Source organism: Pseudomonas sp. B37(2017) (assembly GCF_002112885.1).
Lineage (GTDB): Bacteria > Pseudomonadota > Gammaproteobacteria > Pseudomonadales > Pseudomonadaceae > Aquipseudomonas > Aquipseudomonas paraglycinae.
On sequence record NZ_NEIX01000007.1, the window covers coordinates 231,352 to 255,790 of the forward strand.

28 protein-coding genes are annotated in these 24,439 nt (G+C 60.8%); 13 read left to right on the forward strand and 15 right to left on the reverse strand.

The genetic code is table 11. The annotated features are described in order from the left end of the window. Positions 1 to 40: 40 nt before the first annotated feature. Positions 41 to 1,198 carry a Do family serine endopeptidase AlgW gene (algW, locus tag CAF90_RS19015; RefSeq protein ID WP_085608084.1) on the reverse strand — a complete coding sequence of 386 codons (1,158 nt, stop codon included), beginning with the start codon at positions 1,196 to 1,198 and terminating at the stop codon, positions 41 to 43. Positions 1,199 to 1,301: 103 nt separating this feature from the next. On the opposite strand from algW, the gene CAF90_RS19020 reads away from it, so the two are divergent. From CAF90_RS19020 to cysN, 3 genes are all read left to right on the forward strand, one after another. After that, positions 1,302 to 2,060 (forward strand): Nif3-like dinuclear metal center hexameric protein, encoded by a 759-nt coding sequence (locus tag CAF90_RS19020; RefSeq protein WP_085608085.1) that lies wholly within the window; start codon positions 1,302 to 1,304, stop codon positions 2,058 to 2,060. A 148-nt stretch (positions 2,061 to 2,208) separates the two neighbouring features. Beyond that, positions 2,209 to 3,126, forward strand: coding sequence for a sulfate adenylyltransferase subunit CysD (gene cysD, locus CAF90_RS19025; RefSeq protein ID WP_007953546.1), 918 nt, complete (start codon positions 2,209 to 2,211; stop codon positions 3,124 to 3,126). Between the two features lie 9 nt (positions 3,127 to 3,135). Then, entirely contained in the window at positions 3,136 to 5,034 is a 1,899-nt protein-coding gene (cysN, locus tag CAF90_RS19030) for a sulfate adenylyltransferase subunit CysN (protein ID WP_085608086.1), read from the forward strand. A gap of 467 nt (positions 5,035 to 5,501) precedes the next feature. Here the strand turns inward: cysN and CAF90_RS19035 are convergent, their stop codons facing one another. From CAF90_RS19035 to CAF90_RS19045, 3 genes are read right to left on the reverse strand one after another with little or no spacing between them, the layout of a single operon-like run. After that, a complete protein-coding gene (locus CAF90_RS19035; protein WP_085608087.1) occupies positions 5,502 to 6,407 on the reverse strand; it encodes an acyltransferase in 906 nt (301 codons plus the stop codon). 4 nt (positions 6,408 to 6,411) lie between these two features. Continuing rightward, positions 6,412 to 8,511: a phosphate acetyltransferase gene (gene pta, locus CAF90_RS19040; protein WP_007959085.1), complete on the reverse strand. Its 2,100-nt coding sequence runs from the start codon at positions 8,509 to 8,511 to the stop codon at positions 6,412 to 6,414. Positions 8,512 to 8,571: 60 nt separating this feature from the next. Next, positions 8,572 to 8,880 (reverse strand): DUF3565 domain-containing protein, encoded by a 309-nt coding sequence (locus CAF90_RS19045; RefSeq protein WP_085608179.1) that lies wholly within the window; start codon positions 8,878 to 8,880, stop codon positions 8,572 to 8,574. On the opposite strand from CAF90_RS19045, the gene CAF90_RS19050 reads away from it, so the two are divergent. From CAF90_RS19050 to CAF90_RS19060, 3 genes are all read left to right on the forward strand, one after another. Next, the gene (locus CAF90_RS19050; RefSeq protein WP_007959084.1) at positions 8,879 to 9,364 is read left to right on the forward strand and encodes a peptidylprolyl isomerase; all 486 of its coding nucleotides are present in this window, start codon (positions 8,879 to 8,881) and stop codon (positions 9,362 to 9,364) included. The genes CAF90_RS19045 and CAF90_RS19050 overlap by 2 nt on opposite strands. 122 nt (positions 9,365 to 9,486) lie before the next feature. Beyond that, entirely contained in the window at positions 9,487 to 9,969 is a 483-nt protein-coding gene (locus CAF90_RS19055) for a glutathione peroxidase (RefSeq protein ID WP_085608088.1), read from the forward strand. Positions 9,970 to 10,126: 157 nt separating this feature from the next. Next, a complete protein-coding gene (locus CAF90_RS19060; RefSeq protein ID WP_085608089.1) occupies positions 10,127 to 11,230 on the forward strand; it encodes an NADH:flavin oxidoreductase in 1,104 nt (367 codons plus the stop codon). On the opposite strand, the gene CAF90_RS19065 is transcribed toward CAF90_RS19060, so the two are convergent. Both CAF90_RS19065 and cysZ read right to left on the reverse strand, forming a co-directional pair. After that, a complete protein-coding gene (locus tag CAF90_RS19065; RefSeq protein WP_085608090.1) occupies positions 11,199 to 12,419 on the reverse strand; it encodes a glycosyltransferase family 1 protein in 1,221 nt (406 codons plus the stop codon). The genes CAF90_RS19060 and CAF90_RS19065 overlap by 32 nt on opposite strands. A gap of 42 nt (positions 12,420 to 12,461) precedes the next feature. Further along, a complete protein-coding gene (cysZ, locus tag CAF90_RS19070; RefSeq protein WP_085608091.1) occupies positions 12,462 to 13,214 on the reverse strand; it encodes a sulfate transporter CysZ in 753 nt (250 codons plus the stop codon). A 310-nt stretch (positions 13,215 to 13,524) separates the two neighbouring features. On the opposite strand from cysZ, the gene trxB reads away from it, so the two are divergent. After that, a complete protein-coding gene (gene trxB, locus CAF90_RS19080) occupies positions 13,525 to 14,487 on the forward strand; it encodes a thioredoxin-disulfide reductase (protein WP_007957204.1) in 963 nt (320 codons plus the stop codon). Positions 14,488 to 14,675: 188 nt separating this feature from the next. Here trxB and CAF90_RS19085 read toward each other — a convergent pair whose 3' ends face one another. From CAF90_RS19085 to CAF90_RS19110, 6 genes are all read right to left on the reverse strand, one after another. Continuing rightward, positions 14,676 to 15,014, reverse strand: a complete 339-nt coding sequence (locus CAF90_RS19085) for a HopJ type III effector protein (protein ID WP_011332495.1) — start codon at positions 15,012 to 15,014, stop codon at positions 14,676 to 14,678. Beyond that, positions 15,007 to 15,303: a DUF1244 domain-containing protein gene (locus CAF90_RS19090; protein ID WP_085608092.1), complete on the reverse strand. Its 297-nt coding sequence runs from the start codon at positions 15,301 to 15,303 to the stop codon at positions 15,007 to 15,009. Before CAF90_RS19090 ends, CAF90_RS19085 begins: the two co-directional genes overlap by 8 nt. 68 nt (positions 15,304 to 15,371) lie before the next feature. Continuing rightward, positions 15,372 to 15,743 (reverse strand): dihydroneopterin triphosphate 2'-epimerase, encoded by a 372-nt coding sequence (gene folX, locus CAF90_RS19095; protein ID WP_007957207.1) that lies wholly within the window; start codon positions 15,741 to 15,743, stop codon positions 15,372 to 15,374. Then, the gene (gene folE / locus CAF90_RS19100) at positions 15,744 to 16,304 is read right to left on the reverse strand and encodes a GTP cyclohydrolase I FolE (protein ID WP_007957209.1); all 561 of its coding nucleotides are present in this window, start codon (positions 16,302 to 16,304) and stop codon (positions 15,744 to 15,746) included. It abuts the gene before it with no gap. Positions 16,305 to 16,326: 22 nt separating this feature from the next. Continuing rightward, on the reverse strand, positions 16,327 to 17,037 hold the full coding sequence (gene folM, locus CAF90_RS19105; protein WP_085608093.1) for a dihydromonapterin reductase: 711 nt from the start codon (positions 17,035 to 17,037) through the stop codon (positions 16,327 to 16,329). A 56-nt stretch (positions 17,038 to 17,093) separates the two neighbouring features. Further along, positions 17,094 to 17,663, reverse strand: a complete 570-nt coding sequence (locus CAF90_RS19110) for an antibiotic biosynthesis monooxygenase (RefSeq protein WP_085608094.1) — start codon at positions 17,661 to 17,663, stop codon at positions 17,094 to 17,096. A 213-nt stretch (positions 17,664 to 17,876) separates the two neighbouring features. On the opposite strand from CAF90_RS19110, the gene CAF90_RS19115 reads away from it, so the two are divergent. Then, positions 17,877 to 18,836, forward strand: coding sequence for a MerR family transcriptional regulator (locus CAF90_RS19115; RefSeq protein WP_085608180.1), 960 nt, complete (start codon positions 17,877 to 17,879; stop codon positions 18,834 to 18,836). A gap of 3 nt (positions 18,837 to 18,839) precedes the next feature. Here CAF90_RS19115 and CAF90_RS19120 read toward each other — a convergent pair whose 3' ends face one another. Continuing rightward, a complete protein-coding gene (locus tag CAF90_RS19120) occupies positions 18,840 to 19,445 on the reverse strand; it encodes a hypothetical protein (RefSeq protein ID WP_085608095.1) in 606 nt (201 codons plus the stop codon). A 54-nt stretch (positions 19,446 to 19,499) separates the two neighbouring features. Then, a complete protein-coding gene (locus tag CAF90_RS19125; protein ID WP_007957219.1) occupies positions 19,500 to 19,976 on the reverse strand; it encodes a PAS domain-containing protein in 477 nt (158 codons plus the stop codon). A 153-nt stretch (positions 19,977 to 20,129) separates the two neighbouring features. Between CAF90_RS19125 and CAF90_RS19130 the strand changes: the two genes are divergently transcribed. Further along, on the forward strand, positions 20,130 to 20,585 hold the full coding sequence (locus tag CAF90_RS19130) for a flavodoxin (protein ID WP_085608096.1): 456 nt from the start codon (positions 20,130 to 20,132) through the stop codon (positions 20,583 to 20,585). On the opposite strand, the gene CAF90_RS19135 is transcribed toward CAF90_RS19130, so the two are convergent. Then, a complete protein-coding gene (locus tag CAF90_RS19135; RefSeq protein ID WP_085608097.1) occupies positions 20,575 to 21,462 on the reverse strand; it encodes a LysR family transcriptional regulator in 888 nt (295 codons plus the stop codon). The two genes, CAF90_RS19130 and CAF90_RS19135, sit on opposite strands and share 11 nt — an antisense overlap. Before the next feature lie 95 nt (positions 21,463 to 21,557). Here CAF90_RS19135 and CAF90_RS19140 point away from each other — a divergent pair, with 95 nt between their 5' ends. From CAF90_RS19140 to CAF90_RS19155, 4 genes are all read left to right on the forward strand, one after another. After that, positions 21,558 to 21,944, forward strand: coding sequence for a CidA/LrgA family protein (locus CAF90_RS19140; RefSeq protein ID WP_085608098.1), 387 nt, complete (start codon positions 21,558 to 21,560; stop codon positions 21,942 to 21,944). Beyond that, the gene (locus tag CAF90_RS19145) at positions 21,934 to 22,620 is read left to right on the forward strand and encodes an LrgB family protein (protein ID WP_085608099.1); all 687 of its coding nucleotides are present in this window, start codon (positions 21,934 to 21,936) and stop codon (positions 22,618 to 22,620) included. Before CAF90_RS19140 ends, CAF90_RS19145 begins: the two co-directional genes overlap by 11 nt. A gap of 132 nt (positions 22,621 to 22,752) precedes the next feature. Further along, positions 22,753 to 23,535, forward strand: a complete 783-nt coding sequence (locus CAF90_RS19150) for a class II aldolase/adducin family protein (protein WP_085608100.1) — start codon at positions 22,753 to 22,755, stop codon at positions 23,533 to 23,535. Further along, a complete protein-coding gene (locus tag CAF90_RS19155) occupies positions 23,535 to 24,437 on the forward strand; it encodes an alpha/beta fold hydrolase (protein ID WP_085608101.1) in 903 nt (300 codons plus the stop codon). The genes CAF90_RS19150 and CAF90_RS19155 overlap by 1 nt, the downstream gene beginning before the upstream one ends. Positions 24,438 to 24,439: the final 2 nt, after the last annotated feature.

Consider the following 24,439-nt stretch of genomic DNA (forward strand, 5'->3'; position numbering starts at 1 on the left):
GAGAATGTCTGTTATTCGCGCCAATGACGCGAACAAAGGCTTACTCTTCTTTTTCCTTCACCGGCGCTGGCGGCGGACGCAAGCCGATTTCAGCGGTCAGCTTCAACTCCTTGCCATTGCGCATCACCTGAATCGTGACCTTGTCGGTCGGCTTGATCCGCGCCACCTGGTTCATCGATTTGCGGCCATCACCGGCCGGTTCGCCGTCAATGCTCAGGATCACGTCACCCAGTTGCAGGCCGGCCTTCTGGGCCGGGCCGTCGCGGAAAATCCCCGCCACCACGATTCCCGGACGTCCGGACAGGCCAAACGATTCGGCCAGTTCCTGAGTCAGCGGTTGCACTTCAATGCCCAGCCAGCCGCGAATGACCTGACCGTGCTCGATGATCGACTTCATCACTTCCATCGCCAGTTTCACCGGAATCGCGAAGCCGATGCCTTGCGAGCCGCCGGACTTGGAGAAAATCGCGGTGTTGATGCCGGTGAGGTTGCCGTTGGCGTCGACCAGCGCACCGCCGGAGTTGCCCGGGTTGATCGCCGCGTCGGTCTGGATGAAGTCTTCGTAGTTGTTCAGCCCCAGTTGGTTGCGGCCGGTGGCGCTGATGATGCCCATGGTCACGGTCTGGCCGACGCCGAACGGGTTGCCGATGGCCAGTGCGACGTCGCCGATGCGGATGTTGTCGGAACGGCCGACGGTGATCGAAGGCAGGGTTTTCAGGTCGATCTTCAGGACTGCGAGGTCGGTTTCCGGGTCGCTGCCGATCACTCGGGCCAGGGTTTCGCGACCGTCCTTGAGCGCCACGACGATCTGGTCGGCGCCGCTGGTGACGTGGTTGTTGGTCAGGATGTAGCCTTCCGGGCTCATGATCACGCCGGAGCCGAGGCTCGATTCCATGCGCTTCTGCTTCGGCGAGTTGTCACCGAAGAAGCGGCGGAACTGCGGGTCTTCGAACAGCGGATGGCTTGGTTTATTGATGACTTTGGTGGTGTAGAGGTTCACCACCGACGGCGCGGCGATGCTCACCGCGTCGGCATAGGACACCGGCCCCTGCTGCACGCTGGTGGTCTGCGGGGCCTGTTGCAGGTTGACGTCGAGGCTCGGAAGCCCGACCCACTGCGGGTAACGCTGAATAATCAACAGAGCGATAAGCACGCCGGCCAACAGCGGCCAGCCGAAAAAACGCAGCGCCTTGAGCATTAAGCACGTCCTGGAAAAGTTGCAGGCGGGGTCAGACCGCCCATAATGTCGCGCATTATACGAGGCCGCGCGTGCCTCTGAACGGGATATTTAGGAGTCTTTCATGGCCGTCGCCCTGAGCACCCTGGTCGAAGAAGCCGACCGTTACCTCGGCAGTGCGAAAATTGCCGATTATTGCCCCAACGGCCTGCAGGTCGAAGGCCGTCCGCAGGTGATGCGCATCGTCAGCGGCGTCACCGCCAGCCAGGCGCTGCTCGATGCCGCTGTCGAGGCCGAAGCCGATCTGGTGCTGGTGCATCACGGTTATTTCTGGAAGGGCGAGAACCCGTGCATCACCGGCATGAAGCAGCGCCGTCTGAAGACGCTGCTCAAGCACGATATCAGTCTGCTCGGTTATCACCTGCCGCTGGATCTGCACCCGGACGTCGGCAACAACGTGCAACTGGCCCGTCAGCTGGAAATCACCGTCGAAGGGCCGCTGGATCCGGACAATCTTAAGATTGTCGGTCTGGTCGGTTCGCTGAGCGAGCCGATGACCCCGCGTGACTTCGCCCGCAAAGTGCAGGAAGTCATGGGCCGCGAGCCACTGCTGGTCGAAGGCAGCGCGATGATCCGCCGGGTCGGCTGGTGCACCGGTGGCGGTCAGGGTTACATCGACAACGCCATCGCCGCCGGCGTCGATCTGTTCCTCAGCGGCGAAGCCTCCGAGCAGACGTTCCACAGCGCCCGTGAAAACGACATCAGCTTCATCGCCGCCGGCCACCACGCCACCGAACGCTATGGCGTACAGGCGCTGGGCGACTATCTGGCGAAGCGTTTTGCCCTCGAACACATCTTCATCGACTGCCCGAATCCGATCTGACTTTTGCCTGAAAGCACCCGAACGGGCGGGCATATTCATATACCCTTTCGATCTAGTTGGCGTCCTGATTAGAAGAGGTCGCTGTGCTAGGATTCCTCGCTCGAACACGGCCCGCTGGCCGTTCATAAGAAAGCTTTCGTGAGTAGCCATGGTCGACAAACTGACGCATCTGAAACAGCTGGAGGCGGAAAGCATCCACATCATCCGCGAGGTGGCCGCCGAGTTCGACAACCCGGTGATGCTGTACTCCATCGGTAAAGACTCCGCCGTGATGCTGCATCTGGCACGCAAGGCGTTCTTCCCGGGCAAACTGCCGTTTCCGGTGATGCACGTCGACACCCGCTGGAAATTCCAGGAGATGTACAAGTTCCGCGACAAGATGGTCGAAGAACTGGGCCTGGACCTGATCACCCACGTCAACCCGGATGGCGTTGCGCAGGGCATCAACCCGTTCACCCACGGCAGCGCCAAGCACACCGACATCATGAAAACCGAGGGCCTGAAGCAGGCGCTCGACAAGCATGGTTTCGACGCCGCTTTCGGCGGTGCCCGTCGCGATGAAGAGAAGTCCCGCGCCAAGGAGCGCGTCTACTCGTTCCGTGACAGCAAACACCGCTGGGACCCGAAGAACCAGCGTCCGGAGCTGTGGAACGTCTACAACGGCAAGGTCAACAAGGGCGAATCCATTCGTGTGTTCCCGTTGTCGAACTGGACCGAGCTGGACATCTGGCAGTACATCTACCTCGAAGGCATCCCGATCGTACCGCTGTACTTCGCGGCTGAACGCGAAGTGATCGAGAAGAACGGCACGCTGATCATGATCGATGACGAGCGCATCCTCGAGCACCTGTCCGACGAGGACAAGGCGCGCATCGTCAAAAAGAAAGTGCGTTTCCGTACCCTTGGCTGCTACCCGTTGACGGGCGCGGTGGAGTCCGAGGCCGAAAGCCTTACGGACATCATTCAGGAAATGCTCCTGACGCGAACTTCCGAGCGCCAGGGCCGGGTCATCGACCACGATGGCGCAGGCTCGATGGAAGACAAGAAACGTCAGGGTTATTTCTAAGGGGTTGTCATGTCGCACGCATCTGATTTGATCAGCGAGGACATCCTCGCCTACCTGGGCCAGCACGAACGTAAAGAGCTGCTGCGCTTTTTGACCTGCGGTAACGTCGATGACGGCAAGAGCACCCTGATCGGGCGCCTGCTGCACGACTCAAAGATGATCTACGAAGATCACCTCGAAGCCATCACCCGCGATTCGAAGAAAGTCGGCACCACCGGTGACGACATCGACCTGGCATTGCTGGTCGACGGCCTGCAGGCCGAGCGCGAGCAGGGCATCACCATCGATGTCGCCTACCGCTATTTCTCCACCGCCAAGCGCAAATTCATCATCGCCGACACCCCCGGCCATGAGCAGTACACCCGCAACATGGCCACCGGTGCGTCCACCTGTGACCTGGCGATCATCCTGGTCGACGCCCGTTACGGCGTGCAGACCCAGACCCGCCGCCACAGCTTTATCGCATCCCTGCTGGGCATCAAGCACATCGTTGTCGCCATCAACAAGATGGACCTCAAAGGCTTCGATCAGGGCGTGTTCGAGTCGATCAAGGCCGACTACCTGAAGTTCGCCGAAGGCTTGAAGATGAAGCCGACGAGCATGCACTTCGTGCCGATGTCCGCTCTGAAGGGCGACAACGTGGTGAACAAGTCCGAGCGCTCGCCGTGGTACACCGGCCAGTCGCTGATGGAAATTCTCGAGACCGTGGAAGTGGCGGGCGATCGCAACTTCACCGATCTGCGTTTCCCGGTGCAGTACGTCAACCGTCCGAACCTGAATTTCCGCGGTTTCGCCGGCACCCTGGCCAGCGGCATCGTCAAGAAGGGCGACGAAGTCGTGGTCCTGCCGTCGGGCAAGAGCAGCCGCGTGAAATCCATCGTCACTTTCGAAGGTGAGCTGGAACACGCAGGCCCGGGTCAGGCGGTAACGCTGACCATGGAAGACGAAATCGACATCTCCCGTGGCGACCTGCTGGTCCATGCCGACAACGTTCCGCCAGTGACCGACAGCTTCGAAGCGATGCTGGTGTGGATGGCTGAAGAGCCGATGCTGCCGGGCAAGAAATACGACATCAAGCGCGCCACCAGTTACGTGCCGGGCTCCATTGCCAGCATCGTCAACAAGGTCGACGTCAACACCCTCGAAGAAGGCCCGGCGAGCGCATTGCAGCTCAACGAAATCGGCAAGGTGAAGATCGCGCTCGACGCGCCGATCGCCCTCGACGGTTACGACAGCAACCGCACCACTGGCGCGTTCATCGTCATTGATCGTTTGACCAACGGCACCGTCGGCGCCGGCATGATCGTCGCTCAGCCGGTGACCCACGGTACGGCTACGCATCACGGCAAACTGGCCCATGTAGCGACCGAAGAGCGCGCTCAGCGTTTCGGTCAGCAACCGGCTACCGTGCTGTTCAGCGGCCTGTCCGGCGCGGGCAAGAGCACCTTGGCGTATGCAGTCGAGCGCAAGCTGTTCGATCTGGGGCGTGCGGTGTTTGTGCTGGATGGTCAGAATTTGCGTCATGACCTCAATAAGGGGCTGCCGCAGGATCGCGCGGGTCGCACCGAGAACTGGCGTCGTGCCGCGCATGTGGCGCGTCAGTTCAACGAGGCGGGTCTGCTGACGCTTGCGGCGTTTGTGGCGCCGAGTGCTGAAGGTCGTGAGCAGGCGAAGGATTTGATTGGCAAGGAGCGTTTGCTGACGGTTTATGTTCAGGCTTCGCCGACTGTTTGCGCCGAGCGTGATCCGCAAGGGTTGTATGCTGCGGGTGGCGATAACATTCCGGGTGAGTCGTTCCCGTATGACGTGCCGCTGGATGCTGATCTTGTGATCGACACTCAATCGTTGTCGCTGGATGAAAGTGTGAAGCGGGTGTTGGAGCTGTTGCGTAAGCGTGGCGCGATTTAAGCGTTAGCTGCGAATGAAAAAGCCCGCCGATGAGTGATTATCGGCGGGTTTTTTTTGAGTTGTTTGGGGTGAATATCCGTTTCTGCGGGTGTTGCCGCTGGCGGTTCCGCTCTTACAGCGGGTCACTTTTTCAAACGCCAAAAAGTAACCAAAAGGCTGGGCCCCGGCGTTCGGCACCTCGCTTTGGCTCGGTGTTCCTTCGTTCCGGGATTCATCCGGGGGCATCGCCTACGGTTTGCTTCGCTGCACCTCCTCTCGATGCATGCGGCTGCGCCGCACGGTCGCTGCGCTCCCACCCCCGGATGAATCCCTCCACTCAGCCTTCCGATGGGGCCGGCACGTCAACAGCGGTACTCGAGCTAACGCTCATTGTGTTGAGTGGTGAAGAGCAGGTGCGGGAGGGGGGCTTTGCTCTTCCGGGGGAGCACCTGACAGCCAACCACCGTCAGGCGCTCCCACACGGAAGATCAGCGTCGGTTGGGATATTCGCGGTGCATCTGCTCGAGCAATGCATCCTTGTCTTGCCACAGTTGGTTGATCCAGCCCTGGAATTGCAGGCGGTATTCGCCGTCCTGGTCGTAGTTTTTGCCGATGAACTGGGGCGGGATTTTCAGTTCTTCGAAGTGCACCACTACGTCTCGAACGTTGCCGCACAGCAGATCCCAGAAGCCAGGGCGTCCGCCGGGGTAGTGGATGGTGACGTTGACGATCGATTCCAGCTGTTCGCCCATCGCATCCAGTACGAAGGCAATGCCGCCGGCCTTGGGCTTGAGCAGGTGTTTGAACGGTGATTGCTGTTGCGCGTGTTTGCCTTCGGTGAAGCGTGTGCCTTCGACGAAGTTGAAGATGCCTACCGGGTTGTCGCGGAATTTCGCGCAGGTCTTGCGGGTGGTTTCGAGGTCTTTGCCTTTCTTTTCCGGGTGTTTTTCCAGATAGGCTTTTGAATAGCGTTTCATGAACGGGAAGCCCAGGGTCCACCACGCCAGGCCGATGACTGGCACCCAGATCAGTTCCTGTTTGAGGAAGAACTTCAGCGGCTGGATGCGTCGGTTGAGCACGTATTGCAGTACCAGAATGTCGACCCAGCTCTGGTGGTTGCTGGTGATCAGGTACGAGTGTTGATAGTCCAGGCCTTGCAGGCCGCTGAGGTGCCAGCGGGTGCGGCGGACCAGGTTCATCCAGCCTTTGTTGTTGCTGATCCAGGCTTCGTGGGTGTGGCTCATCAGCCAGCGCGAGGCGCGGCGTGCGAGGTCGAACGGCAGCACTTTGATCAGTGCCACGAGAAACAGGAACGAGCACAGCAGAATCGTGTTCAGCGCCAGCAGCAGCGCGGCGATTACGCCGCGCAGGGTGGCAGGGAGAAAAGCCAGCATCGGGTCAGATATCCAGAGGTCGGTTGGCAGCCTGAATCGCGGTCAGGGCGATGGTGTAGACGATGTCGTCGACCTGCGCGCCGCGCGGCAGATCGTTTACCGGTTTGCGCAGGCCTTGCAGCATCGGGCCGAGGCTGACGCAATCGGCGCTGCGCTGCACGGCTTTGTGGGTGGTGTTGCCGGTGTTGAGGTCGGGGAATACGAACACCGTGGCGCGACCGGCCACCTGGCTGTTCGGCGCCAGTTGCCGGGCGACGGTTTCGTTGGCGGCGGCGTCGTATTGCAACGGGCCGTCGATCAGTAGCGAGTGCTGTTGTTCGTGGGCGAGCAGGGTGGCTTCACGGACTTTTTCGACTTCCTCGCCAGTGGCGGATTCGCCGCTGGAGTAGCTGATCATCGCCACGCGTGGGGTGATGCCGAATGCGGCGGCCGAGTCGGCGCTTTGCAGGGCGATCTCCGCCAGTTCGCTGGCGCTCGGGTGCGGGTTCATCACGCAGTCGCCGTAGACCAGTACTTCCTCGGGAAACAGCATGAAGAACACCGACGACACCAGCGTGCAGCCCGGCGCCGTCTTGATCAGCTGAAGCGCAGGGCGGATGGTGTTGGCGGTGGTGTTGATGATGCCGGAGACCAGACCGTCGACTTCATCCAGCGCCAGCATCATGGTGCCGATCACCACAGTGTCTTCCAGTTGCTGCTCGGCCATCGGCGCGTTGAGGCTTTTGCTCTTGCGCAGGGCGACCATCGGTTCGACGTAGCGTTCGCGGATCAGATCCGGATCGAGGATTTCCAGCCCCGGCGGCAGGACGATGCCCTGGGCACGGGCGACGGCTTCGACGTCTGCCGGTTTGGCCAGCAACACGCAACGGGCAATCCCGCGCTCCTGACAGATCGCCGCCGCTTGCACGGTGAACGGCTCGCTGCCTTCGGGCAGGACGATGCGTTTGTTGGCGGCCTGGGCGCGTTGAATCAATTGATAACGGAACACCGCCGGCGACAGGCGCATCTCCCGTGGCGTGCCGCAGCGCTGGTGCAGCCAGTTGGCATCCAGATGACTGGCGACGAAATCGGTGATGATCTCCGCGCGCTCGCGGTCGTCGACGGGAATTTCCTTGTTCAGGCCGTTGAGCAGGTTGGCGGTGTCGTAGGAGCCGGTGCTCACCGACAGCACCGGCAAGCCAGCCTGCAAGGCGCCACGGCACAGGTCCATGATGCGCGGATCGGGCAGCGTGTCGCTGGTCAGCAGCAGGCCGGCCAGCGGTACGCCGTTGATGGCCGCGAGGCTGACGGCGAGGATGATGTCGTCGCGATCGCCGGGGGTCACCACCAGTACGCCGGGCTTGAGCAGGTCCACGGTGTTGCGCATGGTGCGCGCGCAAATGATGGTCTTGGTCATGCGCCGGGTTTCGTAGTCGCCGGCGTTGAGCACCTGGGCGCCCATCAGATCGGCGACGTCGCGGGTGCGCGGGGCGTTGAGTTCAGGCTGGAACGGAATGCAGCCGAGCAGACGGAAATCACCGGTGCGCAGCAAGGGCGAATGTTCTTTCAGGCGCGCGGCGAAGGCGTCCATGCTTTCGTCGGTCTTGACCTTGTTGAGGATCACGCCGAGGACTTTCGGGTCTTTCGGTCCGCCGAACAGTTGCGCCTGCAACTCGACGCGGCCGGACAGTTCAGTCAGCACTTCGTTTTCCGGGGCCGAGACCAGAATCACCTCGGCATCCAGGCTCTTGGCCAGGTGCAGATTGACCCGCGCGGCGTAGCTGGCGCTGCGGGTCGGCACCATGCCTTCGACGACCAGCACGTCTTTGCCGATGGCGGCCTGCTGGTAGAGGGTGATGATTTCTTCGAGCAACTCGTCGAGCTGACCATCGCCGAGCATCCGCTCGACGTGGGCCAGGCCCAAGGGTTGCGGCGGTTTCAGGCCGTGGGTGCGGGCCACCAGTTCGGTTGAACGCTCAGGGCCGGTGTCGCCCGGATGCGGCTGGGCAATCGGTTTGAAGAAGCCGACTTTCAGCCCGGCCCGCTCCAGCGTACGCACCAGCCCGAGGCTGATGGAGGTCAGACCCACACCAAAGTCGGTGGGCGCGATAAAAAAAGTTTGCATGCGGATTCTCTAAGGGTGCATGGCAATGGCGATCGTCTCTGTGTGCCGATCTGCCGAATTTCAGTCGTCAAGGTTATCGCTAACCGAGCCTTGAGCGCACCAACCGCAAGCAAAGGGTTGGCCTATTTTTTCAATACGTTGCGCAGCGTCCAGGACCCAGGCCCGGGACTGCCAGGGCGGGAGGTGGCGCAGGTGCTGGGTGTGGCCGCAGGACAGCTCGGCGACCCAGTGGCCGTCCTCGTCCTGATGGAATCCGGTGACGGTCACGGGCGCCAATCGATCCCGTCTGTCCGGGTTCTGTTCGCTTTCGGGCAAATCCTTGTTTAGACTTGTCCGTTCTTCATTCTTATGCAAAAGGTCTCGCCCCATGCTGATCGCCGCCAATAAGGCTGTCTCCATCGACTATACCCTGACCAACGACGCTGGTGAGGTCATCGACAGCTCCGCCGGCGGCGCTCCGCTGGTCTACCTGCATGGCGCAGGCAACATCATCCCGGGCCTGGAAAAAGCCCTGGAAGGTAAAGAAGTCGGCAACGAGCTGGACGTTTCCGTCGAGCCGGAAGATGCCTACGGCGAATACGCTGCCGAACTGGTCAGCACCCTGAGCCGCAGCATGTTCGAAGGCGTTGACGAGCTGGAAGTCGGCATGCAGTTCCACGCTTCGGCGCCGGACGGCCAGATGCAGATCGTTACCATCCGTGACCTGGACGGCGACGACGTCACTGTCGACGGCAACCACCCGCTGGCCGGTCAGCGCCTGAACTTCAAAGTGAAGGTCGTTGCCATCCGTGACGCCAGCCAGGAAGAAATCGCTCATGGTCACGTCCATGGCGAAGGTGGCCATCACCACTGATTTTCTGCGCTAAGCTTCGAGTACTGGAGAGGCGCCCGAGGGCGCCTTTTTAGTCCGCGGCTGTCCTTGGTGGCCTCGCCAAGTGGCTGTTTCGAGTAGAAAACGGGAATCTGGAGTTCGTCATGAGTGCTTTTCACGACCTTAAGTTGACAGCCCTGGATGGTCAGGAGCTACCGCTGGCACCCTTCCAGGGCCAAGTCGTGCTGGTGGTCAACGTCGCCTCCAAATGCGGCTTGACCCCACAGTACGCGGCGCTGGAAAACCTTTATCAGCAATACAAAGGCAAAGGCTTCAGTGTGCTGGGCCTGCCGTGCAACCAGTTTGCCGGTCAGGAACCGGGCAGTGAGCAGGAGATCCAGGAATTCTGCAGCCTCAACTATGGCGTGAGTTTTCCGTTGTCGAAAAAGCTCGAAGTCAACGGTCACGACCGTCATCAGCTCTACCGTCTGCTGGCGGGCGAGGGAGCGGAGTTTCCCGGTGACATCACCTGGAATTTCGAGAAATTCCTGCTCGGCAAGGACGGTCGGGTACTGGCCCGATTCTCGCCGCGCACGGCGCCGGATGATCCTTCGGTGATTACGGCGATTGAAAAAGCCCTGAGCTGAAACACAAAAATCGCAGCCCTCGAGCTGCGATTTTTTTCGCCTGCCTTTTGACCCTTAATCATTCAGATCAATAGTGCTATCGCACGGTTGGAACTCCGCATATTATCGCCGTCATATGAATCGCATGCCCGTCGATCAATTTTTCGTGGAGCCTCCCATGCCCGTGCAAGCCCTGTTCAAACCGTTCCAGCTCGGTGCCCTCGAACTGCCGACCCGCGTGGTCATGGCGCCGATGACCCGCTCGTTTTCCCCGGGCGGCGTACCCAATTCCAAAGTGATCGAATACTACCGTCGTCGTGCGGCGGCCGGTGTCGGCCTGATCATCACCGAAGGCACCACCGTCGGCCACCAGGCTTCCAACGGTTACCCGAACGTGCCGCATTTCTACGGTGAAGCGGCGCTGGCTGGCTGGAAGAAAGTCGTGGACGCGGTGCACGCTGAAGGCGGCAAGATCGTTCCGCAACTGTGGCACGTCGGCAATGTGCGCCGTCTGGGGACCGAGCCGGACGCGAGCGTGCCGGGTTACGGCCCGTCGGAAAAACTCAAGGACGGTCAGGTCGTCGTACACGGCATGACCAAAAAGGACATCCAGGACGTGATCGGTGCGTTTGCCCAAGCCGCCAAAGATGCCCAAAGCATCGGCATGGACGGCGTGGAAATCCACGGCGCCCACGGTTACCTGATCGACCAGTTCTTCTGGGAAGGCAGCAACCAGCGCACCGACGAATACGGTGGCAGCCTGGCCAACCGTTCGCGTTTCGCCATCGAGCTGATTCAGGCTGTGCGTGCGGCGGTGGGCGAAGGCTTCCCGATCATCTTCCGCTTCTCGCAGTGGAAACAGCAGGACTACACCGCGCGTCTGGTGCAAACCGCCGAAGCGCTGGGCGAATTTCTCAAGCCGTTGTCCGACGCTGGCGTGGACATTTTCCACTGCTCGACGCGCCGTTTCTGGGAGCCGGAATTCGACGGTTCCGACCTGAACCTGGCCGGCTGGACGCGCAAGCTGACCGGCAAACCGACCATCACCGTCGGCAGCGTCGGCCTCGATGGCGAGTTCCTGCAATTCATGGTCAACACCGACAAGGTCGCGCAACCGGCCAGTCTGGAAAAACTGCTGGAGCGTCTGAACAACGACGAGTTCGATCTGGTGGCGGTGGGTCGTGCGCTGCTGGTCGATCCGGACTGGGCGCAGAAAGTGCGCGAAGGCCGCGAGCAGGACATTCTGCCCTTCAGCCGTGAGGCGTTGATGACGCTGGTTTGATCGCCGTGGGTGGCTTGTCGCGCAGGTCGCGGCAAGCTCCCAACAAATGGTTTTCAAACTGTTCGACGATAGCCGCCCAACCCTGGCGGCTGGCGTGTTGGCGTGCGTTCAGGCGAACGCAGCGCAACCTTTCGTCTTCTTCCAGCAGCCATGCCGCTGCCTCGCAGAACGCCTCTTCATCCCCGGGCATCGCCAGCACGCCGTTGTACCCATGGCGAATATGCTGGGCCGCAGCGGCCTGGTCGTAAGCCACCACCCCAAGGCCTGAGGCCAGCGCTTCGAGCACGACGTTGCCGAAGGTTTCGGTCAGGCTCGGAAACAGAAACACATCCCCCGACGCATAGTGCGCCGCCAGTGCTTCGCCCCGTTGCGAGCCGCAGAAAATCGCCTCGGGCAGTTCCTTTTCCAGTGCCATTCGTTGCGGCCCGTCGCCGACCACGATCAACTTCAGGTTGCGCTGTGGATAAGTGCCGGCGAGCTTTTCGAAACTGCGCTTGAGCAGGCCGAGGTTTTTCTCTGGCGCCAGGCGTCCTACGTGAATGACCGCAATGTCCCGCTCGCCAAGACCCCATTGTTCACGCAAGGCATTCAGGCGTTTGGCCGGGTGAAACAACTGACTGTCGACACCCCGCGACAGCAGCGCCAGGCGTTCGAAATGCCGGCGCTCCAGCTCCAGGCGCTGGCTGACGCTCGGCACCAGGGTCAGGGCAGAGCGATTGTGAAACCAGCGCAGGTAATGGGTGAGCAAACGCGTCAGCAATCCAAGCCCGTACTGGTGGGTGTATTGCTGGAAGTTGGTGTGAAAGCCGCTGACCACCGCAATGCCCAGACGGCGCGCTGCGCGCAGTGCCGACAGCCCGAGCGGACCTTCGGTGGCGATATAGAGCACGTCCGGGCGCTGGCGCGTCCAGCGCCGCAGCAACTTGTGCATCGACGACTGACCCCATTGCAGCCCCGGATAACCCGGCAACGGCCAGCCCCGGCACAACAGCAGCGAGTCGTCTTCACTGCGCTGGGGATCGTCAGCCTGACGCGGTCGCACCAGTTCCACACGATGCCCGCGTGCGCGCAAACCGTCGCACAAGCGGCCAAGGGTATTGGCCACGCCGTTGATTTCCGGTGGGAAGGTTTCGCTGATGAGGGTGATATGTAGAGCTGTCGTCATGACCTCAGTGTCGGCTGAGGCCATGTCGTGGTTGTGACGTTCGGATGATGGATTTGTGACGCGGCCTCAGCGTTGCGTCACCAGATTCTCGGCCCCGCGCTCACGCACCCAGAACAGCGTCGCGCCAGCCACGGCGGCCGGCATCATCAGGATGTTGACCACCGGAATCAGCAACACCAGATAAACGATCCCGCCAAAGCTCATGCTCTGCCAGCGCTTCTGGCGCAGCCAGGCGAGCATCTCGTTCCAGCCCAGCTTGTGGTTGTCCGCCGGGTAGTCGATGTACTGGATCGCCATCATCCACACCCCGAACAGCAGCCACAGCGGCGCGGCGACGATGTTCACCACCGGGATGAACGAGAGAATGAACAGGCCGATCGCCCGGGGCAGGAAATAACCGAGCTTGCGCATTTCCCGGGCCAGGGTGCGCGGGATCATGGCGATCAGTTCGCCCCAGCTGAAGGCCGGAAAGTCGTCGGTGCCGCGCACCACCACTTCAACCTTTTCCGCGAGGAAACCGTTGAACGGCGCGGCGATCACGTTGGCCAGCATGGTGAAGGTGAAGAACACCATCAACGCCACCAGCACCACGAACAGCGGCCACAGGACGTAGCTGAGAAAACTCAGCCATTCGGGCAGCGACGGCATCAGCGTGTCGACCCACAGGCTGAACTGGTGGCCGGCCAGATAGATCAATCCGACGAACAGCACCAGGTTGATGGCCAGCGGCAGCAGCACGAACAGGCGCAGGCCAGGGCTCAAGACCAATTTGAGGCCTTCGCGCAGGTATTGCGGGCCGGACAGAACAGGGGCGGGCATAAGGTGCTCCGAGCAAGGGAAAACGCGCCGACCTTACCGACTTTGCAGAACCTGTGAAAGCGCGGCAGCGGGATCGACATTCACTGTAACAAAGACGTCCATCTCGTCAGTGTGTCGGCATAGAGACCACCTATGAGCTGGATTGTTAAACCGTATTTCCTTAATCTTGCCCCCCTCGATACGCTGCACCCAACTTTTTACAGGACTGTCGAGCTCACGCCTTCCCCAAGGTTATCCACAGTCCTTTTTTATTCCCGCCGGCAGTCCGGCGTCCGGCCAGGTGTCTTGGCCGGTCAACAGGAGCAGGTTCATGTCTGAAGTCCGTCATTCGCGAGTGATCATCCTCGGTTCCGGCCCTGCCGGTTACAGCGCTGCCGTCTACGCTGCCCGTGCCAACCTCAAGCCGCTGCTGATCACCGGCATGCAGGCCGGCGGTCAACTGACCACCACCACCGAAGTCGACAACTGGCCGGGCGACGTCCACGGTCTGACCGGCCCGGTACTGATGGAGCGCATGCGCGAGCACGCCGAGCGTTTTGAAACCGAGATCGTGTTCGATCACATCAACGCTGTGGACTTCGCTTCCAAGCCATACAGCCTGACCGGCGACAGCGGCACCTACACCTGCGACGCGCTGATCATCGCCACCGGCGCCAGCGCTCGTTACCTGGGCCTGCCGTCGGAAGAAGCGTTCATGGGCAAAGGCGTTTCGGCCTGCGCGACCTGCGACGGTTTCTTCTATCGCAACAAGCCGGTGGCTGTGGTCGGTGGCGGCAACACCGCTGTCGAAGAAGCGCTGTACCTGGCCAACATCGCCAGCAAGGTCACCCTGATCCACCGTCGCGAAACCTTCCGCGCCGAGAAGATCCTGATCGACAAGCTCAACGCCCGTGTGGCCGAAGGCAAGATCGAACTGAAACTGAACGCGACCCTGGACGAAGTGCTGGGCGACAACATGGGCGTGACCGGTGCGCGTCTGAAGAACAACGATGGCAGCTTCGACGAAATCAAGGTCGACGGCGTGTTCATCGCGATCGGCCACACCCCGAACACCTCGTTGTTCGAAGGTCAGCTGGAATTGAAGGACGGCTACCTCGTGGTTCAGGGCGGCCGTGAAGGCAACGCCACCGCGACCAGCGTCGAAGGCATCTTCGCTGCCGGCGACGTGGCCGACCACGTTTACCGTCAGGCCATCACCTCGGCCGGCGCCGGTTGTATGGCGGCACTGGACACCGAGCGTTACCTGGACGATCTGCAGAACGTTTCGTTCTAAGATTGCAGGTACAAAAAAACCGGCCAATTGGCCGGTTTTTTCATGCCCGTTATTCACAGCCACCACGACGGTGATCGTTCCCACGCTCTGCGTGGGAATGCCTCATCTGGACGCTCTGCGTCCTTGGGACGCGGAGCGTCCCCGGCTGCATTCCCACGCGGAGCGTGGGAACGATCTGACGTGAAGAATCAGCGGCGGGTCAGCGGTTGCGCTTCGAATTTCACGCCTGCCAGACCGTGTTGGATCAGCGCACGGATATTGCCGTGATCGCTGCCTTCAGGGGTTGCCACGACCGAGCGGTAGTGTTCGCCGAACGCCAGCAGCGCTTCTTCATCGCTCAAGCCTTCCAGCAGCGCCAGACCCAGGGTCTTGCACGAACCTTCGTTCTGCCCGGCCGCGTTTTCCACGCCGCCGTTGTTGAACGCCTGAGGCTGGTAGTCGTAACCGGCGGCGATGAAGGACAGGGTGTCGGCAAAAACGTGTTCGCCGCTCTTGAGGCTGGCGCGCAGGGTGTTCAGATCACTCATTGGGTTTTCCTTTGGCGAACGCCGCTTGTTGTTCGGCGCTGGCTTCTTGCTGATATTGGGCTTTCCAGTCGGCGTACGGCATGCCGTAAACCACTTCACGGGCATCGTCGAGGCTGACCTCGATCTGGCGCTCGTCGGCCTCGGCCTTGTACCACTTGGACAGGCAGTTGCGGCAGAACCCGGCGAGGTTCATCAGGTCGATGTTCTGCACGTCCTTGCGGCTGTCCAGGTGGGCGACCAGCCGGCGGAAGGCGGCGGCTTCGAGTTCGAGGCGTTGTTGCTCGGTCATGATGGGCTCTGTGCAGTCAAATCGTGGCGCGGATGATAAAAGTCTGACGCCCGGAGCGCCAGACACGTTCAGCGGCTGGCGGCGAGGGTGATCGACACTGACTCGGCAAAACGCAAGGCATGCGGCTTGTCGACTTCGACTTCGGCGTACAGCACCGATTCGTTGGCCATCACCAGATCCAGCAACTCCTGGGTCAGGCGTTCGAGCAGCGCAAAACGGTTGCCTTCCACATGGGCGATGATCGCCTTGGTGATGGTGCGGTAGTTCAGCGCGTGGTCGATGTCGTTGTCACGCACCGCTTCCTGCGCGGCGTACAGGATGGTCAGGTTGATCAGCACATCCTGCTTGTTGAGGATTTCGTCCTCGTTGATCCCGATAAAGGTGCGCAGGCGCAGATCCTTGACCCGGATGCGCGCCATTCCCGGTTGAAGTTGTGGCATTTACTTGCTCCGTCCAATCAATTGCAGGAACTCCTGGCGGGTGTTGCTCGACTCGCGGAAGGCGCCGAGCATGACCGAGGTGTTCATGGTCGAATTCTGTTTCTCGACACCGCGCATCATCATGCACATGTGTCGGGCTTCGATGACCACCGCGACACCGGCGGCATCGGTGACTTGCTGGACCGCCTCGGCGATCTGGCGGGTGAGGTTTTCCTGGATCTGCAGGCGGCGGGCGAACATGTCCACCAGTCGTGCGATCTTTGACAACCCCAGCACCTTGCCCGTCGGAATATAAGCCACATGGGCCTTGCCGATGAAGGGCAGCAGGTGATGTTCGCACAACGAGTACAGCTCGATGTCGGCGACGATGATCATCTCGTCGGTGTCGGAGGCAAACAGCGCGCCATTGACGATCTCGTCGACGCTCTGTTCGTAGCCGTGACACAGATACTGCATGGCCTTCGCCGCCCGCACCGGCGTGTCGAGCAGTCCTTCGCGGTCGGGGTTTTCACCGAGACCGATCAGGATCTCGCGGTAATTCTCGGGCAGGGAACGGGTCATGGAGCATCCTCGCGGGGGCGTATTACTTGATGTGCCGCCCGCCGTTGACGGTCAGGGTCGTGCCGGTGACATACGGGTTGTCGAGCAGATAACGCAGGCTCTGATAAATCACTTCGCTGCCGGGTTCGATGCCCAGCGCGGACTTGGCCAGCGCCTTGGCGCGGTACGCCGCGTCGTCGTCGGGATTGAACAATAGCAGGGCTGGCGCGATGCCGTTGACCTTGATTGACGGCGCGTAGCGCGCGGCGAAGGACAGCGTGAGACTGTCGAGCCCGGCCTTGCTGGCGCAATAGCCGATGTGTTTGCTGCTGCCCTTACGGGTGACGTCATCGCTGATGTGGATGATGTCGGCAGGACTCGAACGCTGCAGTAATTCGGCGCAATGCAGGTTGATCAGGTACGGCGCCAGCATGTGAATGTTGAACATCCGGCTGAAGGCTTCGGCTTCGCCGTTACCGGTTTCCGCCAGCCACTCCGAGGCGTTGTGCACGATGGCACGCAGGCTGTCGGTGTGGGTCTTCAGTTCGGTGATGAACGCGAGGATCGAGGCTTCGCTGGAAAAGTCCGCGTGCAGCCCGTGGGCGCCCAGATCTCGCAATGCCTTCACACCCGGTCGTTCGCTGCGATAGGTGAAGATCACCCGATGACCGTCTTCCAGCAGACGCTGCGCACAATGCAGGCCGACCCGCTGGCCGGCGCCGGTGATGAGGATGGGAGCTGTGGGAGAAGTCATGTACGGCTCGCGTCGAAGTCAGAGCAAAAACTATAACAGCGACGCGAGCGACGGCTTCAGCGATTTTGCGTGGAGGGTGCGGCAGGCAGTGGGCGCGCAGGCGCCGGGTTGAGCCAGCCGGCCAGCAGGCGGGTCGACAGCGGAATGAAGAAATAGACCATCAACGGGGTCAGGCACAGCGTGCTGATGAAGACCCTCGGCAACAGGCTCATTTCAGCGAGCAGCGGGCCCAGCACGAAATTGAACAGCAGCGACACCGGGAAGAACGCCAGCCAGATCGCCACGGCCTGCTTCCAGCGTGGAGGACGCACGCCGGCTGCACCGAACCAGCCTTCGATTCCGCTGACCCGATGTTCCGTCGGGTGAGCAAACAGATCGCTGCCACGAGCCAGCCATGCAGTGCGCGATGCCGAGTGTTCCCAGGCGTGCAGGGTCTGTTCGTCGACGAAGCGGAAAATGATCTGGAATTCATCGTCGCCGGGAGGCGGAGCCAGTACGCCGGAGCCGAGGTAACCGGGGAAGTCGGTGGCCAGTTGTTCGCCTTCGCGCAACCAGGCGATCAGATCCTGATAACGACCATTGGCGACACGACGCGCGACCATCAGCGTGACGGGGGAAGTAGACATTGTGTATCTCCGTATTGCATTTGCGTCGCTCCGGGTAGGAGTTTCGCCTGACGCAGCGCCGGGGTGGAGGGCTGCGTTTTTCGACAAGCAAGGATTATTCCTGATTATCGTGACAAAACCAGAGACTTTCGTCTCATTTTGTCGGTTGAACCGGGGAGGGGCATCCGGAGTAGAATGGGATCCAACTTCGCCAACAAGGACGTGTCCGCCCAAATGCCTGTCATTACAGACGTTCGCCCTGCTTCGCAGGCATCTGTTGCGCTGGAGCGCGAAGAACTTTTCCCGATACGAGAAGTGTCGCGCCTGACCGGAGTCAACCCGGTCACGCTGCGCGCATGGGAGCGACGTTATGGTTTGATCCAGCCGACACGCACCGAAAGTGGGCACCGGCTGTATTCAATGACCGATATCGAGCGCGTTCGCAGTATCGTCGACTGGATCGATCGCGGTGTTGCCGTGAGCAAGATCGGCAAAATCCTGGCCAAGACCGAGCCGATGAAGGTGCTGGCTCACTTCATTCCCGATGATCTGGTGCAGGCTGACTATATCCAGTGGCAGGAACAGGTCCGGCAGGCAGTCAGCTCGTTCGACGATCAGTTGCTCGACCGGGTCTACGGACAGATTTTCTCCTCCTATGCGTTGCCCGTGGTGTTTCAGGACATCCTGATGCCGCTGTGGCTGCAAATGCTGCAACGGCAGGACGCGTTCGGGCAGACCAGCGAGTGGCTGTTCTTCGATGGTTTTCTGCGAGCGAAGGTGCTGCAGCGCATCGTCGTGCTGCGGGGCTCGCAACCGCGCAAGGTGATCGTCAGCGCACTGGCCGGTCAATGTCGTGAGCTTGAATTGCTGGTGGCGGCGCTGTTTCTCAGCGGCAATGACGCGGGCGTTCGTGTGCTCACCACCGGCCAGCCGTTCGATGAGCTGACGCTGGTGTGCGAAAAGACCAGGCCCCAGGCTCTGGTGCTGTTTTCCAATCATGCGCCGACCGCAGAGCTGCCGCGACGTCTGAATCGTCTGGCCTTGAGTCTGGATTGTCAGTTGATGCTGGCAGGCGATGCTGCCGATCTGGCGCAGGACAGCCTGGCCGGATCATCGGTTGGCTGTCTGGGTAACGAAGGGGCGACCATGCGCCAGCGCATGAATCAGTTCCTGGCGGGGACGCTGGATACCTGAGAATCAGGTGTGCAGGGCAGGGTGGGTCAGGCGATGCTGTTGCAGGATGAACTGGCGCAGACGCTCGGTTTCGTCGGCATCGCTCTGGCTTAACTCGTAAGCATAAAAACCGTTTTCGGTTTCCCGCTCGAACGTCCCGCGCAGGGAAATCCGCTCGTAGCCTGACGGGCTGAACCACAACGCAAAGTGCTTCGGCGGTTTGGTTTTGTTGCGCACTTCCAGCAGCACACCCTTGTGCGAAACCTCATGCACCCACAACGTACCGGGCTGGCCCTTGGCATTTTCCAGTGCCACGGGTTCTTCCAGAGTCAGGCGCCATGGACGCACCATCGGCCCGTCTTCATAGATGCTTGGTACGCCCAGGCGCAGGTGCAGGGCGTGGAACTCGTCTTCCACCAGATGCAGCGGGAAAGTCATCTGCTGGTTTTCGAAGTTGGCCTGGATCGTGACTTGCTCATGAGCCGCCAGACGCGTGAGCAGATCACGGATCTGCGAACCACCATTGACCAGCAGGCTCGACGTCGCATCCCGCACATTGAGTTGCGGGTTGTGTTGCATGGTCTGGATGAAATCCAGCTCATCCTGGGTCAGGAGGGCGTCACGCTGCATGGCTAACTCGAAATGAATAATTACAAAGTCATTGGTGATTGTAGTTAATGACAATTAGTTCGCGGTTTTGTTTGCGCCGTTCGTCGCTTTCAAGGCAGCAATTTCTGCTTCCAGTGCCGCAACCTGAGCTTCCAGTTGCACAACCCGCTGCTGCGCCTTGACCTGAACCGTGACGTCCTTTTGCACGCCGACGAAATAGGTCAGTCCGTCGTCGGCATTTTTTACCGTAGACAGGGATAGCTCGTTCCAGAACGGCGTGCCGTCCTTGCGGTAGTTGCGCAGGATTTCCCGGCATGAGCCGCCTTCTCTCAAAACATCGCGAATCACCTCCAGACTGGCCTGGTCGCGATCCCCGGCCTGTAGGAAACGACAGTCCTGATAGAGGATTTCTTCACTGGTATAGCCAGTCAGTTTTTCGAAGGCCGGATTCACGTAGATCAGGATGTTGTCCTGCTCGCCTTCCTTTTCCGCTACCACAATTCCGTCGTTCGACGCGTTGATCACCATCTGCAGCAGACTGGCATTGATCATCTATGAATCCTTTCAGTGTTATCGACCGCAGGCATTCTAGAAGATCGACCGGCGCTGTCTACTGGCCATCAGTACTTGTCGAGAGCCAATCGCAACATGTCGTCGCTGGCTGTTACTATCGCCGCTCTTTTTTTCAGTTTCAGGATCAGATTGATGAAAGTCGCCATCCTCTCCGGCTCGGTGTACGGCACGGCCGAAGAAGTCGCTCGCCACGCTCAGAGCCTGTTGAACGCCGCCGGTTTTGAAACCTTCTACAACTCGCGCGCCAGCCTTGCCGATCTCCAGGCTTTTGGCCCTGAAGCCTTGCTCGGCGTGACCTCGACCACCGGCATGGGCGAGCTGCCGGACAACCTGCAACCTTTGTATTCGGCGATTCGCGACCAATTGCCGGCGGCCTGGCGTGGTTTGCCTGGCGCCGTGATCGCCTTGGGTGACGCCAGCTACGGCGACACCTTCTGCGGCGGCGGCGAGCAATTGCGCGAGTTGTTCGGCGAACTGGGTGTGCGCGAAGTGCAGGACATGCTGCGCATCGACGCCAGCGAAAGCGTTACCCCGGAAACCGACGCCGAGCCTTGGCTGGAACAGTTGATCGCCACGCTCAAGGGCTGATCCCGCGTTCACGCAACAGCGCCAGCCAGGCCTGTGCAGCCTTTGAAAGATAGGCACCCCGGCGCCAGATGAAAGCGATATCCCAGCGCAAATACTCCGGCGCGTTCAGGGTCAGGCGCACCACGCCTGGCCGCACCAGACCGCGCGCCACCACGCTGGGCAGCAACACCACGCCTTGCCCGGCGGCGACCAGCGCCGCGAGAAAATCCGCCTGCCCGCTGCGCCCGCCTTCCTTCGGGGTGAAACCCATCTGCTGGCAAGCCTGAAGTAAACGATCGTTGAGGACGAAACTGCGTTGATACAAAAGAAACGGCGTGTCGGCCAATTCCTCCAGACCAATTTCAGCTTTTGCCGCCAGTGGGTGATCCACCGGTAGCAGCGCATCGAGCGGTTCATCGCAGAACGGCTGAAAGTCGAATTGCGGATCTTTCGGCAGCAGACTGCCGCCCAGCTCCAGCTCCCCGCTGAGCACCGCCTGTTCGATGTTGCGACTGCCGCCTTCAAGCAACTGCACGCTGATGTTCGGGTAGCGCCGTCGGTACTCGGCGAACAGCCCGGCAAACAACGCATCGCTGCCGAGCAATGGCAACCCGAGACGCAACTCGCCGCGTGCCAGATGGCTGAGGTCATCCAGTTCGCTGAGCAATTCATTGCGCAACCGCAGCATGCCTTCGGCCCGTTGCAGCACCACGCTGCCGGCGGCGGTCAGGCGTATCTGCGAACCCAGCCGTTCGAGCAGAGGCGTGCCGAGGCTCTGTTCGAGCTGGGCGATCTGCTTGCTCACGGCGGACTGACTGATGTGCAGGGTCTTCGCGGCTTGAGTGAAGCCGCCCTGATGCATGACTTCGACAAAGCTTTTGAGCTGTTTGAATTCCATGGCCTGATTCCAGATTGGAATGGCTTTGAGTCTAACAATTCGCTTCGGAGATGGCAGTCGGGTTCGTAAAATAGGCACCTGAAAGGAGCCCCCCGATGAAAACCTCGACCGTTAAATACCTCTCCCGCCTGCTGGCCGAACTGGCCGTGCTGCTCGCTCTCTACCTGCTCGGCTGCCAGATCGCAGCGTGGCTGGCCTGGCCGATTCCCGGCGGCGTGATCGGCATGGCCCTGTTGCTGCTGGGTTTTGCGTTCGGCTGGGTCAAACCGGCGGCGTTGCAAATGGGCTCTGGGTTATTAATGGCCGAGATGCTGCTGTTCTTCATCCCGGCACTGATGAGCCTGCTGGATTACGGCACATTGCTGCGTGATGACGGCTGGCGGATCTTGTTGGTTATCGCGGCCAGCACATTGATGGTGATGCTGGTGACCGCTTTTACCGTGGAACTGGCCGTGCGGCTGAGGCGGTCCCATGAAGTTTGAACTGATGCCGATGTTCTGGCTGGCGTTCACGTTGCTGGCTTATCTGTTCAGCCGCTGGCTGTATCGCCGGACCGGGCGCTACGTGTTGTCGCCGCTGATTCTGGTCCCCGCGTTGCTGCTGGCGCTTGCCGTGCCGCTGCACACCGCTTACGCCGAATATTCGAGTAACACCCATTGGCTGATGCTGGTGCTCGGTCCGGTCACCGTGGCATTTGCGGTGCCGATCTGGCAGCAGCGGCGTTTGCTGGTGCGGCATTGGTCGGCATTGCTGCTGGGCATGCTGGCTGGCAGCGCCGCCTCGATCGCCACTTCGTTCGGCCTCGCGAAAGCACTGGCGCTGGACAGTTCGGTGACGCTGTCGCTGGTGCCGCGTTCGATCACCACGCCGTTCGCGATGCCGCTGGCGCAGGACCTCGGTGGTGTGCCGGAGCTGACAGCGGTGTTCGTGATGTTCACCGGTGTGTTCGGCGCGATGCTCGGTGGCGTGCTGCTCAAGTGGCTGCCGTTGCGCAGCGCCCTGGCGCGCGGGGCATTGTTCGGCGTCGGTGCGCACGGTGCCGGGGTCAGCCGTGCCCATGAAGTGGGCGGCGAGGAAGGTTCGGTGGCGGGGTTGGTGATGGTGCTGACGGGGTTGCTCAATCTGTTCGCCGCGCCTTTGTTGGCGTCGTTGCTTTGACATGGATCCAAGCTGTTTGCGTGGCTGACTCGTTCAGTCATCAAGCTGGCTGCCAATGCAACTACGCGACCGTCCGGGGCTGACTAGACTGCTGACACACGCAAAAACAATAAGAACGCAGAGGTGCATACAGTGAGCGTAGCCCCCGTCCCTTCGTCCGTGAGTGTCAAAGACCAGGTCAGTGCCGCGGAATGGCAGACCCGGGTCGATCTGGCCGCCTGTTATCGTCTGGTCGCGCTGCATGGCTGGGACGATCTGATCTTCACCCACATTTCCGCCAAGGTGCCCGGCACCGAAGATTTCCTGATCAACCCGTTCGGCCTGATGTTCCATGAGATCACCGCCTCGAGCCTGGTGAAGGTCGATCAGGCCGGCAACAAGCTCATGGACAGCCCTTACGAAATCAATCCCGCCGGCTACACCATCCACAGCGCCGTGCACGAAGTGCGGCACGACGTGGCCTGCGTGCTGCACACCCACACCGCCTCCGGTGTCGCTGTATCGGCGCAGAAGCAGGGCGTGTTGCCGATCAGTCAGCAATCGCTGTTCGTGCTGTCGAGCCTGGCCTTTCACGCCTACGAAGGTGTGGCGCTCAACCATGAAGAGAAAGCGCGGTTGCAGGCGGATCTCGGTGACAGCAATTTCCTGATGCTGCACAACCACGGTCTGCTGACCTGTGGCGGCACCATCGCTGACACGTTCCTGATGATGTTCACCTTTCAGCGTGCGTGCGACATCCAGGTCATGGCGCAGACTGGCGGTGCCGAACTGATCGCCATCGAACCGCAGATTCTGGCGGGCGCCAAGGCGATGATCGCCGGCGTCACCAAAAGTGCTCAAGGCATGGGTGGCGCGCTGGCCTGGCCGGCGCTGCTGCGCAAACTCGATAAACAAGACCCCGGGTATAAACTCTAATGCCTCTCGCCGAGATCCCTCTGAGTGCCTGGCGCAAACGCAGCCAGACGTTTGTCTTCCGTGGTCAGCCGATCCGCTACTGGACGGCCGGGCAGGGCGAACCGCTGCTGCTGATCCATGGTTTCCCGACGGCCAGTTGGGACTGGCATTACCTGTGGCAGCCGCTGTCCCAGCGCTACCGGGTGATTGCCTGCGACATGCTCGGCTTCGGCGACTCGGCCAAACCCCTGAATCACACCTACAGCCTGCTGGAGCAGGCCGATCTGCAACAGGCCTTGCTGGCGCATCTGCAGGTCGAGCAACCGGTGCACATTCTGGCTCACGATTACGGCGACAGTGTTGCCCAGGAACTGCTGGCCCGGCATTACGAAGACCGCATAGAGGTCGCCAGTTGCGTGTTCCTCAACGGTGGTCTGTTCCCGGAAACCCATCGGCCGTTGCTGACGCAAAAACTGCTGCTCAGCCCCTTGGGCTGGATGATTGGCCGGGCGTTTACTCGCGATGCGCTGGTGAAAAATTTCCGGCAGATCTTCGGCCCGGACACCCGGCCCAGCGAAAGCGAGATGGATGATTTCTGGAGCCTGATCGAATGCAATCGCGGGCCGCGGGTCATGCACAAGCTGATTCACTACATTCCCGAGCGCCGGGTTCAGCGTGATCGCTGGGTCGCGGCGATGCAGCGCGGCGAGGTGCCGCTGCGGGTGATCGATGGCGAAGTCGATCCGATTTCCGGCGCGCACATGGTCGAGCGTTATCGCGCGCTGATTCCCGACGCTGACACCGTGCTGTTGCCGGGCATCGGCCATTACCCGCAAACCGAAGCGCCGGTGCAGGTGCTCAAGCACTACCTCGAATTTCGCGATCACTTCGTGTTGCCGCCGCGCAAGGTGGCGTGTTCCTGAAT

Excerpts from the sequence above, each read along its gene's own strand:
- folX (WP_007957207.1), bottom strand. The coding sequence starts at position 15,743 with ATGCCACAACTTCAACCGGGAATGGCGCGCATCCGGGTCAAGGATCTG.
- CAF90_RS19045 (WP_085608179.1), bottom strand. The coding sequence starts at position 8,880 with ATGGGGCGAGACCTTTTGCATAAGAATGAAGAACGGACAAGTCTAAAC.
- algW (WP_085608084.1), bottom strand. The coding sequence starts at position 1,198 with ATGCTCAAGGCGCTGCGTTTTTTCGGCTGGCCGCTGTTGGCCGGCGTG.
- pta (WP_007959085.1), bottom strand. The coding sequence starts at position 8,511 with ATGCAAACTTTTTTTATCGCGCCCACCGACTTTGGTGTGGGTCTGACC.
- CAF90_RS19060 (WP_085608089.1), top strand. The coding sequence starts at position 10,127 with ATGCCCGTGCAAGCCCTGTTCAAACCGTTCCAGCTCGGTGCCCTCGAA.
- CAF90_RS19120 (WP_085608095.1), bottom strand. The coding sequence starts at position 19,445 with ATGCAGCGTGACGCCCTCCTGACCCAGGATGAGCTGGATTTCATCCAG.
- cysN (WP_085608086.1), top strand. The coding sequence starts at position 3,136 with ATGTCGCACGCATCTGATTTGATCAGCGAGGACATCCTCGCCTACCTG.
- cysD (WP_007953546.1), top strand. The coding sequence starts at position 2,209 with ATGGTCGACAAACTGACGCATCTGAAACAGCTGGAGGCGGAAAGCATC.
- folE (WP_007957209.1), bottom strand. The coding sequence starts at position 16,304 with ATGACCCGTTCCCTGCCCGAGAATTACCGCGAGATCCTGATCGGTCTC.
- cysZ (WP_085608091.1), bottom strand. The coding sequence starts at position 13,214 with ATGCCCGCCCCTGTTCTGTCCGGCCCGCAATACCTGCGCGAAGGCCTC.
- CAF90_RS19125 (WP_007957219.1), bottom strand. The coding sequence starts at position 19,976 with ATGATCAATGCCAGTCTGCTGCAGATGGTGATCAACGCGTCGAACGAC.
- CAF90_RS19090 (WP_085608092.1), bottom strand. The coding sequence starts at position 15,303 with ATGACCGAGCAACAACGCCTCGAACTCGAAGCCGCCGCCTTCCGCCGG.
- CAF90_RS19135 (WP_085608097.1), bottom strand. The coding sequence starts at position 21,462 with ATGGAATTCAAACAGCTCAAAAGCTTTGTCGAAGTCATGCATCAGGGC.
- CAF90_RS19130 (WP_085608096.1), top strand. The coding sequence starts at position 20,130 with ATGAAAGTCGCCATCCTCTCCGGCTCGGTGTACGGCACGGCCGAAGAA.
- CAF90_RS19115 (WP_085608180.1), top strand. The coding sequence starts at position 17,877 with ATGCCTGTCATTACAGACGTTCGCCCTGCTTCGCAGGCATCTGTTGCG.
- CAF90_RS19050 (WP_007959084.1), top strand. The coding sequence starts at position 8,879 with ATGCTGATCGCCGCCAATAAGGCTGTCTCCATCGACTATACCCTGACC.
- CAF90_RS19035 (WP_085608087.1), bottom strand. The coding sequence starts at position 6,407 with ATGCTGGCTTTTCTCCCTGCCACCCTGCGCGGCGTAATCGCCGCGCTG.
- folM (WP_085608093.1), bottom strand. The coding sequence starts at position 17,037 with ATGACTTCTCCCACAGCTCCCATCCTCATCACCGGCGCCGGCCAGCGG.
- CAF90_RS19155 (WP_085608101.1), top strand. The coding sequence starts at position 23,535 with ATGCCTCTCGCCGAGATCCCTCTGAGTGCCTGGCGCAAACGCAGCCAG.
- trxB (WP_007957204.1), top strand. The coding sequence starts at position 13,525 with ATGTCTGAAGTCCGTCATTCGCGAGTGATCATCCTCGGTTCCGGCCCT.
- CAF90_RS19085 (WP_011332495.1), bottom strand. The coding sequence starts at position 15,014 with ATGAGTGATCTGAACACCCTGCGCGCCAGCCTCAAGAGCGGCGAACAC.
- CAF90_RS19020 (WP_085608085.1), top strand. The coding sequence starts at position 1,302 with ATGGCCGTCGCCCTGAGCACCCTGGTCGAAGAAGCCGACCGTTACCTC.
- CAF90_RS19055 (WP_085608088.1), top strand. The coding sequence starts at position 9,487 with ATGAGTGCTTTTCACGACCTTAAGTTGACAGCCCTGGATGGTCAGGAG.
- CAF90_RS19140 (WP_085608098.1), top strand. The coding sequence starts at position 21,558 with ATGAAAACCTCGACCGTTAAATACCTCTCCCGCCTGCTGGCCGAACTG.
- CAF90_RS19065 (WP_085608090.1), bottom strand. The coding sequence starts at position 12,419 with ATGGCCTCAGCCGACACTGAGGTCATGACGACAGCTCTACATATCACC.
- CAF90_RS19145 (WP_085608099.1), top strand. The coding sequence starts at position 21,934 with ATGAAGTTTGAACTGATGCCGATGTTCTGGCTGGCGTTCACGTTGCTG.
- CAF90_RS19110 (WP_085608094.1), bottom strand. The coding sequence starts at position 17,663 with ATGTCTACTTCCCCCGTCACGCTGATGGTCGCGCGTCGTGTCGCCAAT.